We start from the raw sequence: 15,310 nt of genomic DNA, 5'->3' as shown, positions 1-15,310 counted from the left end.
AAGCGCTCCAGCCAACACTGTGTTCAACACCGTGATTCAGCGCCTAAAATAGCGAGCAACACGGCAAAAAGTGTGTGTTTGGTGTGTTTTTGAAAAACACAACTTAAGCGTGTGTGACGCCCTGCTAAGCCATTGATATTGCTTGATAAATGGTGCCCGGGGGCGGAATCGAACCACCGACACGAGGATTTTCAATCCACTGCTCTACCCCTGAGCTACCCGGGCACGGGATGGGGTTGAACCCCTTGGGTGGCGTCGTTCTAGGTCAGGCATTAGATGGTGTCCAGCGCCTTTTTGCCCAATTGTGTATTTCACTGCAATTCGCGCTAGTGAATATTTTTCGCGGCCCGCTCGGCTTCTATTTCAAGTGCATCTACGATCTGATCCACGTCATCTGGATCTGTGCTGGCAATTGCATAATCGCCGCAAAGCCACTTGGCCAAATCGATGTCGGCGCAACGTTTGCTGCAAAACGGTTTGTAACTTTTATCCGCGTCGCGTTTGCAGATAGGGCAGGGCATCAGCTGTCTCCGAGAAGCACATTAAGGGGAAGGCGTTCGCGTTTGCGTTGAATTTCAAAGTGGCCAAGCGGCGTCCAACCTACAAGAGATGTTTCGATTGGATCGCTCTTGAACGCTTGGCGCAGCGCACCTTCAACTTGCCGCCGGTCGGCTTTGGTCATTGGCGCGAAATCGATTGTGATCTGTCCGCCAAGGCCGCGCAATCTAAGTTGCCTCGCCAGCTCTTTGGCTGCCCAAAGGTTCGCTTTCAGCCCTGATGCGGGCGATGTGTCTGCTCCGGTATTTACGTCGACGGCGACTAATGCACGGGTTGGTTCGATGAACATCGTGCTTTGGGCAAACCGTACGTCTATGTTGGTTAGCCCGTCCAATTGATCGAGAACGTTGCAGTCTTCAAAGCTGCCAGATTGCTGGGCAACCTCGGCAGGTTCGGTCCACTCGCGCCAAGCCAACAGATGTGGCTGATCCCCTTGCGACAAAACAGCAGGCGCCTCTACTTCGGATGCTAAAACTGTATCCGCCGCAGTCAACATTGCGGCAATATCTTCGGCGATGTCATCGTCATCCGCGCCAAAACTGGCCGATCGTAGGATCACGCCATAGGGGGCATCGCCTGCCACGTCATGCAGGATTGTTTTGAGGCGGACGCGTTCTTCTTCGTCGCGTATTTGGCGGCTGATGTTCAGCCCCTGCGTGGATGGGGTTACAATTGCGTAGCGGCTTTTGAAAAGCAGTTTCGCCGTCACGGGGATGGCTTTGCCGTCTTCGGCGTGCCCTGTCACCTGAACCAAGATGCGGGCCCCTTGGGCAATGCCTTTGGTACCACGCAAAAATCCTTGGCCGTCTGGTGTGCTGACGAAGATGCCGCCTTGGCCTTTGACAGGGCGGTCTGCGCGTGCTGCGTAAATGGTCCCAACAGTCGGCGTTCCGGCCGGAGGCGCGATCAGGATATCGTCAAGACGTCCATCGACCAGCAGTGCCGCGGCTTCGATGCCGTTGAGGTGATCGAGTGCAATCTGGCGACCCTTCATGAGGCGGCTCCGTAAATTGGGTAGCCCGCTGCTTCAAGCAACGTGGCGGTTTGTGCAAGCGGCAAGCCCATGACGGCAGAGTAGCTGCCAGAAATCCACGGGATGAATGCGCCAGCAGGGCCTTGAATGGCGTAGCCGCCGGCTTTTCCTTGCCAGTCATCTGTATTGAGGTAGGTCGTGATCTCTGGCTCAGACAGGCGTTTCATCCGTACGTCCGTCACAACATCCCGGGTCCATAGCTTGGTTGCTGTCTTGACGCTTACTGCCGTGATTACTTTATGACGACGGCCCGAAAGAAGGCGTAGAAAACGCTCGGCCTCATCGCGGTCCTCGGGCTTGCCAAGAATGCGGCGGCCAAGGGCGACGGTTGTGTCAGCGCAAAGGATAATTTCATCTTCAGCCGCAGCAAGGACGTTAGACTTTTCAACAGCCATGCGCATGCAGTAGGCGCGGGGTTGCTCGGCCTTTAGCGGTGTTTCATCAATGTCTGGTGAGCGGGTTTCGGTGATCGACACACCCAACTGCCCCAGCAACTCACGCCGCCGGGGACTGCCAGATCCGAGGATCAGCTTCATTATTTAAAGCGGTAGTTGATCCGACCCTTGGTCAGATCATACGGTGTCATCTCGACTTGGACTTTGTCTCCAGCCAGAACACGGATGCGGTTTTTGCGCATCTTGCCTGCCGTATGAGCGATAATTTCATGGCCGTTTTCCAGCTCGACCCTGAATGTCGCGTTCGGCAAGAGTTCCTTAACGACACCTGGAAATTCGAGCAGTTCTTCCTTAGCCATGTTCACTCCTGTAATGCGTCCGCCCTGTGCGAACACGGCACGATATGATGCAGCGCCGCGCTGTTTTCAAGGCGTTTCTGAAATGTGACCACAAAGAGCGTCGAAACAGCGATTTATCTGCTGAATTAGCACGTGGTTGTATCATTTATGCATGAAACTGACGTGCGACTTGTCGAACCTTACGCGGTTGCATGGTTCCTGGGTGCAGCTTTTTTGTGGCAATTTCAGCGTAGGTAGCCGTTTGGTTTGGTTTGTTGCCAATAGCAGGCTCAAGAGTTGGCGGCTTTATTCGGGCGCACTCAACTACTGATCTTACTCTGAAACGACAGGTGCGCCCCAATTATCAGTCATGTGTTTGATGATCTGGTCACGGGCCGCGCGGTAATGTTCAAGCTTTTCGTTGCGCTGGTCACCCATTCCGGTCGGGTCCATGATGGGCCAATACAGAACCTCAAGTGCATGGGTGCGGGTTAGTTCAAGGGCCGCACGTTGGGACGCAGGCGACAGGGCGACAATCACATCAAAGCTGCCCAAATCGTCGCCCCATTGCTCCATTTCATCAAACGAGCGCGCACGGTGGCGTGACAGCTCGATCCCCATTTCTTCACAAACGGCAACTGTAAAGCCGTCTATATCCATGTCGGATTTGACGCCGGCCGATTGCACGTATGTTTCTTGGCCGTAGAACTTTTTCATCAATCCTTCGGCCATCGGTGAGCGGACCGCGTTGTGGTCACAGCAAAACAAGATTGACGTGGGAAGGTGCTGTTCCAAATCTATCGTCCGAAATGCAAGACGCAGATAAGCGTAAAGAGGCGGCGGGCCGTGTCATTGTCGACATCGGCTTTGCCGTCTAGCCTGTCTTGCAGCACGCGGGCCCCTTCGTTGTGAATGCCGCGCCGTGCCATATCGATCGTTTCAATTTGGTGGGGAGGCAGAGTTTTGACTGCCTCGAAATAACTTTCGCAAATCTGGAAATAGTCTTTCACAACCTGACGAAACGGCCCGAGGGACAACAAGAACTGTGCTGCTGGCTTAGCATCAGCAGTGGTCAGGCTGAAGACCAGCCGCTTTTCCTTGATCGATAGATGCAAGTTATAGGGGCCGGCTGGCACGTCGCGGTCGTCGCGCGTGGGCAGGGCGAAACTGTTGTCCTCCAACAGATCGAACATTGCTACCTTGCGCTCTTGCTCGATCTCGGGCGTCGGCGGGGCGAGGTTGCTGTCGTCCAAATCTATGGCGGCGATATGGCTCATTCAGGTTGCGGCTCGTTCAGGTGATCAAGGCGGGCCTGCACTGACAGACCATGCGCTTCTAGGCTTTCCGAAGTCGCAAGGCGAACTGCATTGGGGCCAATTGCACGCAAGGCGGCGGGGGTCATTTTCGCCAAGGTCGTGCGTTTGACAAAGTCCATGACGGACAGACCGGAACTGAACCGCGCAGAACGCGCTGTGGGCAGAACGTGGTTTGGCCCGCCAATATAATCGCCGATCGCTTCTGGGGTCCATTGGCCCAAGAAAATAGCACCTGCGTGTGTGATCTTGGCCGCAAGTGCATCAACGTCTTCAACACAAAGTTCAAGGTGCTCAGGCGCGATACGGTCCGAGAGTTCTGCAGCCTGATCAAGGTCTTTGACCACAATAATTGCGCCGTAATCGCGCCAACTTGGCGTGGCAATAGCCGTCCGCTCAAGGGTTTTGAGTTGCGCTTCAACTTCGTCGGCTACGGCCTGACCAAATGCAGCGTCGTCGGTGATCAACAGGCTTTGCGCACTCTCGTCATGTTCGGCTTGTGACAGCAGATCAGTCGCGATCCAGGCAGGATTATTGTGCTTATCGGCGATGACCAAAATCTCTGATGGACCGGCGATCATATCAATGCCTACTTTGCCGAACACACGACGCTTTGCAGCCGCGACAAACGCGTTCCCCGGACCGGTAATTTTATCGACAGCGGGAATGGTCTGTGTGCCATACGCCAAGGCAGCAACCGCCTGCGCGCCGCCGATACGGTAAATTTCATCAACACCTGAGATACGTGCGGCCAGCAACACTAACGGATTGATGATGCCATCGGGCGTGGGGACGGTGATCGCAAGACGGCCCACACCAGCCACTTTTGCAGGCACCGCGTTCATCAATACCGACGATGGGTAAGAGGCCAAGCCTCCGGGCACATAAAGGCCTGCCGCGGATACAGGCGTCCAACGCCATCCAAGGGTCGCGCCTGTGTCATCGGTCCAGCTTTCGTCTTTTGGCAACTGGCGTAGGTGGTAGGCACGAATGCGTTCGGCGGCCATTTCGAGCGCTGCGCGATCTGCATCGCTTACTTTGGCGATTTCGGCGTCAACTTCATCTGCGCTGATCGCAAGGGTGTCGGGTGTCAAATCAAGCCGGTCGAACTTGGATGTCAGCTCAATCACCGCTGCGTCGCCGCGTTTACGAACATCTGCAATAATGGCCGCTACAGCGTCATCCACATCCACACTGTCTTCGCGCTTTGCGGACAAAAGGGCGGTAAAGCGCGTCTCAAAGTCAGGGTCTGTGTGGGTCAAAAACTGGGGCATATGATATGTCTATCTTGTTGTCCTGTGCGCCTCAATACGGACAGACGCGCGATTTTCAAATGGTGAGCCAGATCGGCAAAGGCGAAATGAGGGTGTTATTCGGGGTGATGCGGTGCGTCTTTTGCGGCTGCAACATAGGGGCGTGTCACGTCGCGCAGGCTTACCTCTATTGCCTCAATATGCAGCGAGATAGCGCCGTCACCCGCAAGCACAAGCGTCAAGATCCCTGCGCCGTCATCACCGGCTTGCCATTCAAGCGCCAAGGGGGACAGGATTTGTTCTTTGTCAGCACGGTCGATGCCCATTGAGGACACCTTCAGAACGTCCTCCACGGCCAGCAGCGATTGAACACGCTCAAAGGCGCGCCCACGTTTGCGGGCTTTTGGGGCATCTTCCCAACGGAACCGATTGAGCAGAATAGCAAAGCGACGCTTGCTTGGTTGCCACGCCATTTCTGACGCAGGAAAAACCGCGTCTTGAAGTAACGCCGATATCACGGGGATATCTTCGGGTGTGTGCCCCAATAGGCGAAGGGGCTTGTCTGCCGCGTCTTCAAAACGCGCGTCGCTCATGCGCCTTGCACACGCTGAACATTGGCGCCGATGGCAGCCAGTTTCTCTTCCACATGCTCATAGCCGCGATCAAGGTGATAAACGCGGTTCACAAGCGTCTCACCTTGGGCCGCAAGACCCGCCAGAATAAGCGAAACGGATGCGCGCAGGTCTGTGGCCATCACTGGCGCACCTTTGAGGCTGTCTACACCGGTAACGCGGGCAACGCCGCCCTGTACATCGATGTTGGCCCCCATCCGTACCAACTCTGGGGCGTGCATAAAGCGGTTCTCAAAGATTTTCTCTTCTAAAACCGATGTACCGTCCGCAAAGCACAACATCGCCATCATTTGCGCCTGCAAATCCGTTGGAAAACCCGGGAAAGGCTCTGTGGTGACGTCAACCGCTTTGGGACGGTCCCCGCGCAGGCTGACTTTGAGGCCGTTCTTCGTCTCGGAAATATTGACGCCTGCTGCATCCAGTTTTTCGGCGAACGCGCCAACTAAAGCCAATGTGCCACCCAGACACTCAACCTCGCCACCCGCGATGACAGGGGCCAGCATATATGTGCCAAGCTCGATCCGGTCGGTGACAACGGGGTGGGTCGCGCCGCCAAGACGCTCAACGCCCTCGATCGTAATGGTTGATGTACCGTCGCCGTCAATATGCGCGCCCATGCTGCGCAGACAGGTCGCCAGATCAACAATTTCAGGCTCGCGCGCGGCATTGTTGATAACAGTGGTCCCTTTCGCAAGGGTCGCTGCCATCATGATGTTTTCTGTGGCACCAACGGATGCAAACGGGAAATCAATGACGGCACCTTTGAGCTTTCCGCCGTCCGCCTTGGCGTGCAAATAACCGTCCTTAAGGTCAATCTGGGCGCCCATTTTGGCCAGACCATCTGTGTGGATATCCATTGGACGCGCGCCGATCGCACAGCCACCGGGCAAAGACACAACTGCATGCCCCTCACGGGCCAAGAGGGGGCCAAGCACCAGATTAGAGGCGCGCATCTTGCGCACGATATCGTAATGCGCGGTGGTGTTGATTGTGCCGTGGGTCGACATGGCAACAACCTTGCCGTTTTGCAGGCTGGTTACTTCCGCGCCGAGACTTTCCAGCAGCGTTGTCATAGTCTTGATGTCTGACAATCGCGGCGTGTTGGTCAGTGTCAGTGGCTCATCACTCAGCAGCGTGACCGGCATCAGTGTCAGTGCTGCGTTCTTCGCGCCAGCAATCGGGATTTGTCCAGAAACAGCACCGCCGCCTTTTACCAAAATACTATCCATCGGGGTGTCCTATCCTCAATCGCCCGTCTGGGCTTTTTCATCCGTGTCTGATGCGCGCGCACGGGCCTGTGCCTTGCGGCGGCTCATGTTTGCTTTCAGCGCAGCTTTCAATCGCACGTCACGGGCTTGTGCGGCGTTTTTGGCTTGGGTTGTTTTTTGTTTATCGCTCATATCAAGCGGCATACCGCAGTTGCCAAAAAGGGTCCAGATTGCGCTTGCACGATTTCCCAATTGCTCGTAAAGACGCTTCACTTTACGGCGCTGCTGTAGCTCAGAGGTAGAGCACTCCATTGGTAATGGAGAGGTCGAGAGTTCAATTCTCTCCAGCAGCACCATTTACCAGCCAGATGTTGTCGCCTATTACGCTCAGTCTGCGTTTGTCTTCGCGGTGAGCACCAATTGTATCCGCGGGCGGCATGGGTCGAGTTTAACGGCTAGGCCGTTAGATTACTGTTGTGGCCTAAGCGCGCGTGTCCATCCAGATCGTGAACGGGCCGTCGTTCACCAAAGACACTTCCATCGCGGCACCGAATTGGCCGGTTTGGGCAACGATGTTTTGGCTACGGATGGCGTCAATGAATGCTTCATATTTTGCGTGGCCTTCATCGGACGGGGCGGCGGCGGAAAAGCCGGGGCGGTTGCCGCTTTTGGTGTCGGCGGCCAAAGTGAATTGGCTGACAATCAACATCTCACCACCGGTTTGCAGCAATGACACGTTGGTTTTGCCGTTTTCATCGTTGAACATGCGCAGCTTGGGAATTTTGCGTGCCAGTTGCGCCACGTCCTCGTCTGTGTCGCCTTGCATCGCGCAGATCAGCACCAACAACCCCGCGTCGCATTTTCCAATAACGCTGCCCTCAACCACGACCTCAGCCCGTGTTACCCGTTGGATCAATGCCCTCATATCAGCCCCTCGCTTAGCGCATAAAAATAGCCCGACACACCTGCAAGCAGGGCACCGACCAACAGGGCTAACGTAATTTTCCACGCGGACCAAGGGCGCTCACCCTGTACGCGGCCGGTGCGCGCGTTCACCACAAAGCGGTATGTTTGTCCGCGGTATTTATAGGCGGCCATCCACACAGGAAGCAGGATATGTTTGAACGTGACATCGCTGACTTGCGTATCAAGTGCGGTGATCTTTTGGGCATCGCCGCCAATGTCGAACTTTACGTCACGCTCAATCACACGGTCCATAATTTGACGCGCCTCATCAAATCCTTGCTCAAGGGGTACCGTATAGGCCTCGGCGCGGAAACCGGCCAAAAACGCGGGGCGGTAAGGTTCCAAAGAGGATAAATCCCACGGCTCTAGCGCGTCAGTGAAGCGTTTCGGCAGTGATGTAGAGGCCAACACAAGAACATCGTCAAACGCCCGTGCAACGCGGCCGCGCACAGCGGTCCAACGAATTTTGCGCACTTGCCGTGTTTGGCTTTTGCCGTTCACGCGTACTGTTCTGGTCGTCGAATAATACCGGCCCCGTTGGCCGCGATAGGTACTTTTGGTAGCGGCATCGAATGTCCAATAGGGCACGTAGATGCCCTCCATCTTGCGGCCCTTGCGAGCGTACGCTTGGAGCGAATTTGGCGCAAACCATAACTGCCCCAGCCAGTCGTTCATGGCTGCTTTTGCCTCGCGTTCGTCAAGGGCGAAGGGCAGCAGCCCTTTGGGCTTGATGTGTCTGTGCGTGCCTGTTCCCGTGACAACAGGTGTTGCGCAAAACGGGCATTCTGCGGCGTGGACAGCGCTTTCAAACGTTACCTGCGCACCGCAATTTGTGCAGGCCAGTACGTTCGTTTGTTCTGTCTCGCTGGCGTCAAGCTGGCCTTTCAGCGCGTTGGAAAAGTCCTGCTCGCGGATGGGACTGAAGTGATGTCCAGATCCTTCAAGAACGTCGGTGCTACCGCAATGATCGCACTCCAGCTGCCCTTGCTGAGGGGCAAAGCGCATGTCCGCGCCACAACTGTCGCATGGAAAGCGATGTTCAAGTTTTTCGTCCATTGCGTCTGTGGTCTACCGGTCTGGGGCAGGTGGTGGGGGCGGCAAAATCGTGAAAAGCTGGGCCAATTCGGTGACATCATCCGCTTTGAGCCAGCCGTCTTGGCCTTGGGTCCACACGTATGTCGCGCGATCGATCTCGCCTTTGCTTGCCATCTGTCCGATTGCTGCTTTTGAAAACGGCCCACGGGTCTCTCCGTTAATGGCGATGTGCCAAACATGTTCGACAGGCGGAGGAGGAGGGGCGACCGCCCCCGTAGAGCCACTCGGGCGTGGGCCCCATGGCCCTGCCTGTTGCGCCATCGCAATGCCGAGCCCCATTCCCAATCCGGCGCCCATGCCAGCTCCCATACCTGCGCCAGCACCGCCATCGCTCGTCAGGCTCTCGGCTGCTGAGTACTGCATAAACCCGCCCAGATCACCGGCCATTCCCATTGAGGTCCGTTTATCAAGGGCGGTCTCAACAGCGGGTGGCAGACTGATGTTTTCGATATAAAGTTCGGGGATGGTCAGCCCGTAGTTTGCAATTGCGGGTGCAATCGCTTGGGCAACCAGCTTGCCCAGATCACGGGTGTTGGCTGCCATATCCAGCACCGAAATTCCAGCGTTTGCAATGACATGGCTGAACTCTTGCACGATGATGTTTCGTATTTGATAGCTGATTTCATCCATGGTGAACTCACCATCCGTGCCGACGATCTCGACCAAGAATTTTGCTGGATCGCTGACCTTTACCGAATAGGTGCCAAATGCGCGCAACCGCACCATGCCAAACTCAGGATCACGGCAGATGATCGGGTTTTTCGTGCCCCACTTCAGGTCATTGAAACGTGTTGTGTTGACGTAATAAATCTCTGATTTGAAGGGGGATTTAAATCCATGATCCCAATGGTTCAGGGTGGTCAAAACAGGCATGTTGTTGGTTTCCAACATGTAAAGCCCCGGCGTGAACACATCGGCCAGTTGACCCTCATGAACAAACACAGCCGCTTGGCCTTCGCGCACAGTTAGCTTTGCGCCGTATTTAATCTCGTGGGCTTCACGCTCAAAGCGCCAAACCATTGTGTCACGCGTATCATCAACCCAGTGAATAACATCGATGAACTCGCCGCTTAGAAAATCAAAAATACCCATGAAATAACCTCGCTGGGGGAGAAACAAATAAAGGCAGGCCCGCTAGGTGCCACCCGTTAATTCAGCCGCGATGCGGCGCACAATTGGAAGCGCATCTTGCGCGCTCATGCCTGTCTTCAGGCGGGGATCATAAAGCATGCGCAGTAACAACTCGTCATGGGATGTCAGCAAAGCAAACTCTTCGTCGTCATTGAAAATAGATGGGCGTGCAGCCGCACTGTCATTGGCAAGGCCCAGCCCTTGGGCAACTTCTTCATGCACGCACGACCAGCGGAGTAAATCAGGGTGTTCTGCGCGAATGATGGCGACCGCTTTGGTATAGCCGCCGGTGCTTTGGGCGTCGGACAGGGCCAGCACCAAACATAGGGTCGTCTTAGGCAGGTTCTCAACTGTGCGGATCAACCCGTCAGAGGCACCAGGGATCATGTCACGCAGGCGTGGTCCGATTTGGCGGCGGTCATCTTCATTGAGCACTAACACATGGTAATTTGCGTGGCGGTTCGTCAGATTGATCCGCTTGCGCGAGACCCGCTCAAGGCGCTTTGCATAGGCCTTAATGCGCGGCAAGTCGTCTTTACGGATTTGCGCGCTGACTGTATCGCCAAATTCGATCGACATCCGAATGGGCCCGTCCCACCGACGCAAAGGGCTAGCTTTATTGTTAACGGCTTGAAGGCCACCATTGGTGTCGTATTCGTCAAAAAACGCAATGCGCACAAAGTTTTGCACCAAGTCTTCGGTGCTAAAGGGGGTATCTACACCGCCGCCGTCCTTGCGAAGAAGACCGCGCACCAACAAGTAGTCCTGCAGTTTTTTATAGTGGGCCTCAATTTTGTAGCTTTTGGCAGAGCGGATCACCTCGGGGCGGAGGGCATCGATACTGATTGTGTTGTCATAGAACGCATCGTTTTGTCCGGGCGTAACACAGCCCGTTGCTGCCAAAAGGCCAAAAGTAGCTGCGAATTTACGCGCATTGTGGCGCAAAAGGCGGCCCAAAGAATAGGGCGCTGCGCGATATGAACAGCGCCCTATCATTTACTTAGGAACAGACGTGCCCGCGGCGTCACCAAGACCTGTGCGTTTGGCTGTAGCTGCGGCAAGGGTCGCCTTCAATTCGGCTTCCATGGTTTGCAATTCGGTCTCGGCCTCGGCGCGTTTGCGTTTGCCTTCATCGGCAATTTCGAGGCTTTCCTGAATGGTGCCGATCAAATCCGCGTTTGCCTTTTTGACTGCTTCAATGTCGAAGACACCGCGTTCCATTTCCTGGCGGATCACCTTGTTGGCGCTGCGCAAGTTTTCGGCGTTTGAGGTCAGCAGCTCGTTCGTCAGATCATTGGCATCGCGCACCGCACCCGCCGCCTCGGCCGAGCGTTGGATGGTCACCGCTTGGGCCAGTTGTGTCTCCCAAAGAGGCACTGTGTTGACCAGCGTAGAGTTGATTTTCGTGACCAGTGATTTGTCATTTTCCTGCACCAAGCGGATCGAGGGCAGTGATTGCATTGTGACTTGTCGCGTCAGTTTAAGGTCATGCACGCGGCGTTCCAGATCATCGCGGGCGCTGCGCATGTCGCGCAACTCTTGGGCCTTCATCACACCGTCTTCTTCGGAGGCAGCGCTCACTTCGGCCTCTTTGGCGGGGATGGTTTTTGTGTCTAGTTCCGCCAGTTTCTCTTCGCCGGCCGCGATATAAAGCGCCAGCTCATCGTAGAAGTTCAGCGTTTTTTCATAAAGCACATCAAGGCTTTCGATGTCTTTCAACAGTACATGTTCATGGGCCAAAAGATCATCGGTGATTTTGTCTATCTGTCCCTGCACATCCTCAAAACGGGCCACAAATTTTGCCATCGGTGCGGCGCGACCTAACAGCCGCTCCCACCAGGATTGTTTGCGGCGCACATCAAGCTCGCTAACCGAAAAGCCGCGAATGGTGCTCACGATGCCGCGCAGGCTGTCACCGGCGGGGCCTACGTCTTTGTTACGCACGCCTGCCAGCATGGACTGACTGATTTGTTGTAATTCGGTTTGCGCGTTTGATCCAAAGCTGATGATCGATTGTGTATCGCTCATGTCCAATTCGGCCATACGCTTTTTGATCTGCTCGCTTGCGGGCGCGTCTGCCTCTTGTAACGTTACCAACGCGTTTGAGGGTTCTGCCAAGACAGCCTTTGTGACCTTCTCCACATCCTGAAGCGCCGCCTCAGCCTTTTGCTTGTTTGCTTGAATACTCGTCATACTTTCACTCCCCACTTGCGCTTAAGCCTTCACGTCGCAGTCGATCCCGCAACACTTTGATTTCAATGTCCATGTCTGTTCGGTCATCGAGCAACATTTTTTCGGTCTGTGCTGCAAAATTCAACTCCAGATCATCCAACAGCGCCTCGTAATCTGCGCGCACATCCGCATTGCCGTTTCGCGCATAAAGATCCGCAAACTTTGCAGTAGCATCCCGCGCGCCCTGCAAATAGACGCCCAAAAATTTGCGCGCTCCGGTCAGATCACGCGGATCGTCTTCAATTGTGCGAAACATCGTGCGCGCGGTTGCCCCAAATTGCTCTACCCGTTCGGTGAGGCGGCGGTCGCCCGCGCGCAGCACTTCGCGTTTCATATTTTGCAAGTGCGCCTCAGCCTGATCAACGGCCTTCGTGACGCGGTCTTGTTGAAAACTATCGACCCCTTCAAGTCCCTTGTCGCGCAGGGGATCAGGACCAAACGCAAACAAATGCAGCACGACCCCCACCACCATAAATACGGCTACATTCATCAACGACGCAGTCCCCGAGAAGCCAGCAAGGCCAAGCCCCAACGCCAAAGCGACGCTGGCTAAAATCTTGCGTGGTATGGCGGGTTTTCGGGCGGTTTTGCGCGCGTCATAGGCCTCATGGGCGATGACGCCTTCGCGGGTTAGCCAAGCTGCCAGAATGAGCAGCCCAAATGCGAGTAAGTTCTGTGCAAGCTCGTTTGGGGTGCCTTGGAATGCGCGGATCGCCAAAGGGATTGCCACAAAAAACATCAGGTTTACGCGGCCACCCGCTTTGGTGCGTTTTTTGCCCGCAAAACTTTCGGCACGGACAGCGGAGCTAGTGGCTTGGTCACCGCTTTGGCGTGGCGAATGCGTGCTGGAATACCGTTTTGCCATCACGCGCCCCCCGATGCCGCAACATAGGCAATCAGCGCGATCAACAAAAAGAACGCAATTTTTCTAAGGCCCGTTTCTTCCATCGGCTTACCTTTTCACTCTCTTACCAGATTACATATGTACGGTTTGCAAAACTACCAATGGCGCCCGGTTGTGGACCCTTTAGTGCCCACCAGGCCGCGCCCCTGTGCGCCGCTCGGCGTTTAGTTTGCGGGTATAGCCCGATTGGATGATTTCCACCGCAAACAGCACCACGACGCTGAAGTAAAACGTGGTTTTAGACATTGGGATGACTTCATATCCGAACACCATCAAGGCAAGGCTGTCGTCATGCATGGCGTGGGCTGCGGCTTGGCCGCTTTCGCCCAACAAGACAACGCCGACGATCAACAAGATGAAAAGGCCAAGAACCTCGTACATGCGGTTCTTTTCCAAAAACGCAGTCACCGCGTCTGCAAGGGCCAGCATGGCGATGCCTGATAGAATAATCGCGGTGGCAAGCACCCAGAACACGTCTGTGATGGCCAATGCCGATAGCACGGAATCGAAACTAAAGATCAGGTTCATCAATACAATCAGCATCACGACTTTCATTGCAGATTTGCCCGACTTGCCCTCAACGTCGTGATCAAGGTGCTCAACAGTCAGCAGGTGACTGATTTCTTTTACGGCTGTGTACATGATGAAAATACCGCCCAACAAAAAGACGCAGGTGGCAAAGTTTACGCCGCCCGTTAGCACACCGTCCCAGTTCATAATGAAGAACGGTTCTGCCAGCGCGTCGATCAGCCGGATCATCACAAACAAAAGGACAACGCGCAGCGCCACAGCGATGATGATTCCCCAAAATCGCACGGCTTTCTGGCTGGCGACGGGGGCGCGTTGGCTCTCGATTGAGATGTAGAGCAAGTTGTCAAAGCCCAGTACCGCTTGCAAAAAGCACAGCATCAACAAGTTACCGAGGTTTTCGATCGTTAAAATATCAGCCATAAAACGCGGCTCCTCACACCATAAACACTTGGCCTATGGGTAAAGCAGCTTGGCGGAGAAAGGAACAGGGCTGTTCAGTTTGGCTTAACGCCCGTGTTTACCGGCGGCCTTTTGGCTTGCCACCACCTTGGGGGCCTTTGGCTGGTCCGCGTCCCGGTCCTTTGGACGGTCCTTTGGGTCCATTCGGATTTTCCATCCGGCCTACACGTGTTGCACTGCCCGCGCGCTTGCCAGGTGCTACGCGGCCGGATCGGTCAAAATCACGTTGCGCGCTGCGCGTTACGGTGCGCTTTGGCTTGCCGCTTGCGTCATCTGTATCGCCGCGCGACTTGAAGGCTGGCTTACCTTTGCCTTTGAACGCTGGCTTCTTGCCTGCCTTTTTGGCGAAGCCTGTGTCGTCGTCAGCCTCGATCCCGAGTTGGTCGCGCAGGACGCGGCCTTTGACTTCTTCTACTTCGCTGGCTTTGAGATTGTTAAGGCGGAACGGACCGTAGCTGATGCGGATCAGGCGGTTCACCACCACGCCCATCGCTTCCATCGTGCGGCGAATTTCGCGGTTTTTGCCCTCGCGGATACCCACCGTTAGCCACGCATTGGCCCCTTGCTGGCGGTCAAACTGCACGTCCATGCCAAGGTATTTCACCCCGTCAACGGTAATCCCTGCACGCAACTCATCCAACTTGCTCTCCGACAGGCTACCTTTGATCCGCACGCGGTAACGGCGCAGCCAGCCTGTGCTTGGCAGCTCCAAACGGCGCTTGATGTCACCGTCATTGGTCAGCAGCAAAAGCCCCTCGGATGTAAGATCAAGCCGGCCCACAGACATCACGCGGGGCATGTCTTCGGGCAAATCGTCAAAGACAGTTGTGCGGCCTTTTTCGTCACGGTCCGTTGTCACCAAGCCGCTTGGCTTGTGATATAGCCACAGACGGGCTTTTTCAGCGGGTCCAATGGGGGCATTATCCACCATCAACCGCGCGCCGGGACCGACATTCAACGCGGGGCTGTCGATAATCTTACCGTTCACACTTACGCGCCCGGCTTCAATCATACGCTCCACCTCGCGCCTGCTGGCAACACCGGCGCGAGCCAGAACCTTGGCGATGCGCTCACCTTTGACTGGTTCACCGCTGGCGTCAGGGCGCGGCGCACCAATGGCCTCAGCAGCAGAGGAGGGCGTTTTCGCGGCGGTTTTGTCGGCGGGCGTTTTGGGTGTGTTGCTCATACGCGCGCTCGTAGCACGCAAGCCCGCCCACGGCTAGCGCATAACCTTTGCTGCGTTGATCCGTTTGTGGGCAGCA

Annotated in this window: 18 protein-coding genes and 2 tRNA genes; 1 reads left to right on the top strand and 19 read right to left on the bottom strand. The window is 55.5% G+C overall.

Features of this window, described 5'->3' with window-relative positions:
• Positions 1-150: 150 nt before the first annotated feature.
• The 11 genes from NeNHUV3_RS04520 to NeNHUV3_RS04470 form a co-directional block, all read right to left on the bottom strand.
• Positions 151-225: transfer RNA gene (locus tag NeNHUV3_RS04520), tRNA-Phe, on the bottom strand.
• Between the two features lie 101 nt (positions 226-326).
• Positions 327-521: a DNA gyrase inhibitor YacG gene (locus tag NeNHUV3_RS04515; RefSeq protein ID WP_391482735.1), complete on the bottom strand. Its 195-nt coding sequence runs from the start codon at positions 519-521 to the stop codon at positions 327-329.
• Positions 521-1,552: a ribonuclease E/G gene (locus NeNHUV3_RS04510; RefSeq protein WP_391482733.1), complete on the bottom strand. Its 1,032-nt coding sequence runs from the start codon at positions 1,550-1,552 to the stop codon at positions 521-523. Before NeNHUV3_RS04510 ends, NeNHUV3_RS04515 begins: the two co-directional genes overlap by 1 nt.
• On the bottom strand, positions 1,549-2,127 hold the full coding sequence (locus tag NeNHUV3_RS04505) for a Maf family protein (protein WP_391482732.1): 579 nt from the start codon (positions 2,125-2,127) through the stop codon (positions 1,549-1,551). The genes NeNHUV3_RS04510 and NeNHUV3_RS04505 overlap by 4 nt, the downstream gene beginning before the upstream one ends.
• Positions 2,127-2,345: a translation initiation factor IF-1 gene (gene infA / locus NeNHUV3_RS04500; RefSeq protein WP_007205486.1), complete on the bottom strand. Its 219-nt coding sequence runs from the start codon at positions 2,343-2,345 to the stop codon at positions 2,127-2,129. The genes NeNHUV3_RS04505 and infA overlap by 1 nt, the downstream gene beginning before the upstream one ends.
• 312 nt (positions 2,346-2,657) lie before the next feature.
• Entirely contained in the window at positions 2,658-3,119 is a 462-nt protein-coding gene (locus NeNHUV3_RS04495; RefSeq protein ID WP_391482728.1) for a low molecular weight phosphatase family protein, read from the bottom strand.
• Between the two features lie 2 nt (positions 3,120-3,121).
• Positions 3,122-3,601: a UPF0262 family protein gene (locus NeNHUV3_RS04490; protein WP_391482726.1), complete on the bottom strand. Its 480-nt coding sequence runs from the start codon at positions 3,599-3,601 to the stop codon at positions 3,122-3,124.
• Entirely contained in the window at positions 3,598-4,911 is a 1,314-nt protein-coding gene (gene hisD / locus NeNHUV3_RS04485) for a histidinol dehydrogenase (RefSeq protein ID WP_391482725.1), read from the bottom strand. The genes NeNHUV3_RS04490 and hisD overlap by 4 nt, the downstream gene beginning before the upstream one ends.
• A gap of 95 nt (positions 4,912-5,006) precedes the next feature.
• On the bottom strand, positions 5,007-5,483 hold the full coding sequence (locus NeNHUV3_RS04480; RefSeq protein ID WP_391482724.1) for a DUF2948 family protein: 477 nt from the start codon (positions 5,481-5,483) through the stop codon (positions 5,007-5,009).
• Complete coding sequence (gene murA / locus NeNHUV3_RS04475; RefSeq protein WP_048600118.1) at positions 5,480-6,751, bottom strand: UDP-N-acetylglucosamine 1-carboxyvinyltransferase; 1,272 nt, start codon at positions 6,749-6,751, stop codon at positions 5,480-5,482. The genes NeNHUV3_RS04480 and murA overlap by 4 nt, the downstream gene beginning before the upstream one ends.
• Positions 6,752-6,766: 15 nt before the next feature.
• The gene (locus NeNHUV3_RS04470; RefSeq protein ID WP_391482722.1) at positions 6,767-7,042 is read right to left on the bottom strand and encodes a hypothetical protein; all 276 of its coding nucleotides are present in this window, start codon (positions 7,040-7,042) and stop codon (positions 6,767-6,769) included.
• On the opposite strand from NeNHUV3_RS04470, the gene NeNHUV3_RS04465 reads away from it, so the two are divergent.
• Positions 7,012-7,086, top strand: a tRNA-Thr gene (locus NeNHUV3_RS04465). The two genes, NeNHUV3_RS04470 and NeNHUV3_RS04465, sit on opposite strands and share 31 nt — an antisense overlap.
• A 125-nt stretch (positions 7,087-7,211) precedes the next feature.
• Here NeNHUV3_RS04465 and dtd read toward each other — a convergent pair.
• The 8 genes from dtd to NeNHUV3_RS04425 all read right to left on the bottom strand — a co-directional run bounded on the left by dtd (position 7,212) and on the right by NeNHUV3_RS04425 (position 15,234).
• A complete protein-coding gene (gene dtd, locus NeNHUV3_RS04460) occupies positions 7,212-7,655 on the bottom strand; it encodes a D-aminoacyl-tRNA deacylase (RefSeq protein ID WP_391482720.1) in 444 nt (147 codons plus the stop codon).
• On the bottom strand, positions 7,652-8,752 hold the full coding sequence (locus NeNHUV3_RS04455) for a primosomal protein N' (replication factor Y) - superfamily II helicase (protein ID WP_391482719.1): 1,101 nt from the start codon (positions 8,750-8,752) through the stop codon (positions 7,652-7,654). The genes dtd and NeNHUV3_RS04455 overlap by 4 nt, the downstream gene beginning before the upstream one ends.
• Before the next feature lie 12 nt (positions 8,753-8,764).
• Positions 8,765-9,883 (bottom strand): SPFH domain-containing protein, encoded by a 1,119-nt coding sequence (locus NeNHUV3_RS04450; RefSeq protein ID WP_391482718.1) that lies wholly within the window; start codon positions 9,881-9,883, stop codon positions 8,765-8,767.
• 42 nt (positions 9,884-9,925) lie between these two features.
• Positions 9,926-10,918: a DUF2927 domain-containing protein gene (locus NeNHUV3_RS04445; RefSeq protein ID WP_391482717.1), complete on the bottom strand. Its 993-nt coding sequence runs from the start codon at positions 10,916-10,918 to the stop codon at positions 9,926-9,928.
• Complete coding sequence (locus NeNHUV3_RS04440; RefSeq protein WP_391482716.1) at positions 10,919-12,115, bottom strand: toxic anion resistance protein; 1,197 nt, start codon at positions 12,113-12,115, stop codon at positions 10,919-10,921.
• 4 nt (positions 12,116-12,119) lie between these two features.
• The gene (locus tag NeNHUV3_RS04435) at positions 12,120-13,019 is read right to left on the bottom strand and encodes a 5-bromo-4-chloroindolyl phosphate hydrolysis family protein (protein WP_391482714.1); all 900 of its coding nucleotides are present in this window, start codon (positions 13,017-13,019) and stop codon (positions 12,120-12,122) included.
• 162 nt (positions 13,020-13,181) lie between these two features.
• Positions 13,182-14,009, bottom strand: coding sequence for a TerC family protein (locus NeNHUV3_RS04430; protein WP_391482713.1), 828 nt, complete (start codon positions 14,007-14,009; stop codon positions 13,182-13,184).
• Positions 14,010-14,106: 97 nt separating this feature from the next.
• On the bottom strand, positions 14,107-15,234 hold the full coding sequence (locus NeNHUV3_RS04425) for a pseudouridine synthase (protein ID WP_391482711.1): 1,128 nt from the start codon (positions 15,232-15,234) through the stop codon (positions 14,107-14,109).
• Positions 15,235-15,310: the final 76 nt, after the last annotated feature.

Source organism: Nereida sp. NH-UV-3 (assembly GCF_042939535.1).
GTDB lineage: Bacteria > Pseudomonadota > Alphaproteobacteria > Rhodobacterales > Rhodobacteraceae > Nereida > Nereida ignava.
This window is presented reverse-complemented; position numbering and strand designations above follow the sequence as displayed.

What these genes read in the sequence shown, in the direction of transcription:
- NeNHUV3_RS04515 (WP_391482735.1), bottom strand. Translation starts at nt 521, where the DNA reads ATGCCCTGCCCTATCTGCAAACGCGACGCGGATAAAAGTTACAAACCG.
- NeNHUV3_RS04510 (WP_391482733.1), bottom strand. Translation starts at nt 1,552, where the DNA reads ATGAAGGGTCGCCAGATTGCACTCGATCACCTCAACGGCATCGAAGCC.
- NeNHUV3_RS04505 (WP_391482732.1), bottom strand. Translation starts at nt 2,127, where the DNA reads ATGAAGCTGATCCTCGGATCTGGCAGTCCCCGGCGGCGTGAGTTGCTG.
- infA (WP_007205486.1), bottom strand. Translation starts at nt 2,345, where the DNA reads ATGGCTAAGGAAGAACTGCTCGAATTTCCAGGTGTCGTTAAGGAACTC.
- NeNHUV3_RS04490 (WP_391482726.1), bottom strand. Translation starts at nt 3,601, where the DNA reads ATGAGCCATATCGCCGCCATAGATTTGGACGACAGCAACCTCGCCCCG.
- hisD (WP_391482725.1), bottom strand. Translation starts at nt 4,911, where the DNA reads ATGCCCCAGTTTTTGACCCACACAGACCCTGACTTTGAGACGCGCTTT.
- NeNHUV3_RS04480 (WP_391482724.1), bottom strand. Translation starts at nt 5,483, where the DNA reads ATGAGCGACGCGCGTTTTGAAGACGCGGCAGACAAGCCCCTTCGCCTA.
- murA (WP_048600118.1), bottom strand. Translation starts at nt 6,751, where the DNA reads ATGGATAGTATTTTGGTAAAAGGCGGCGGTGCTGTTTCTGGACAAATC.
- NeNHUV3_RS04470 (WP_391482722.1), bottom strand. Translation starts at nt 7,042, where the DNA reads ATGGAGTGCTCTACCTCTGAGCTACAGCAGCGCCGTAAAGTGAAGCGT.
- dtd (WP_391482720.1), bottom strand. Translation starts at nt 7,655, where the DNA reads ATGAGGGCATTGATCCAACGGGTAACACGGGCTGAGGTCGTGGTTGAG.
- NeNHUV3_RS04455 (WP_391482719.1), bottom strand. Translation starts at nt 8,752, where the DNA reads ATGGACGAAAAACTTGAACATCGCTTTCCATGCGACAGTTGTGGCGCG.
- NeNHUV3_RS04450 (WP_391482718.1), bottom strand. Translation starts at nt 9,883, where the DNA reads ATGGGTATTTTTGATTTTCTAAGCGGCGAGTTCATCGATGTTATTCAC.
- NeNHUV3_RS04445 (WP_391482717.1), bottom strand. Translation starts at nt 10,918, where the DNA reads ATGATAGGGCGCTGTTCATATCGCGCAGCGCCCTATTCTTTGGGCCGC.
- NeNHUV3_RS04440 (WP_391482716.1), bottom strand. Translation starts at nt 12,115, where the DNA reads ATGACGAGTATTCAAGCAAACAAGCAAAAGGCTGAGGCGGCGCTTCAG.
- NeNHUV3_RS04435 (WP_391482714.1), bottom strand. Translation starts at nt 13,019, where the DNA reads ATGGCAAAACGGTATTCCAGCACGCATTCGCCACGCCAAAGCGGTGAC.
- NeNHUV3_RS04430 (WP_391482713.1), bottom strand. Translation starts at nt 14,009, where the DNA reads ATGGCTGATATTTTAACGATCGAAAACCTCGGTAACTTGTTGATGCTG.
- NeNHUV3_RS04425 (WP_391482711.1), bottom strand. Translation starts at nt 15,234, where the DNA reads ATGAGCAACACACCCAAAACGCCCGCCGACAAAACCGCCGCGAAAACG.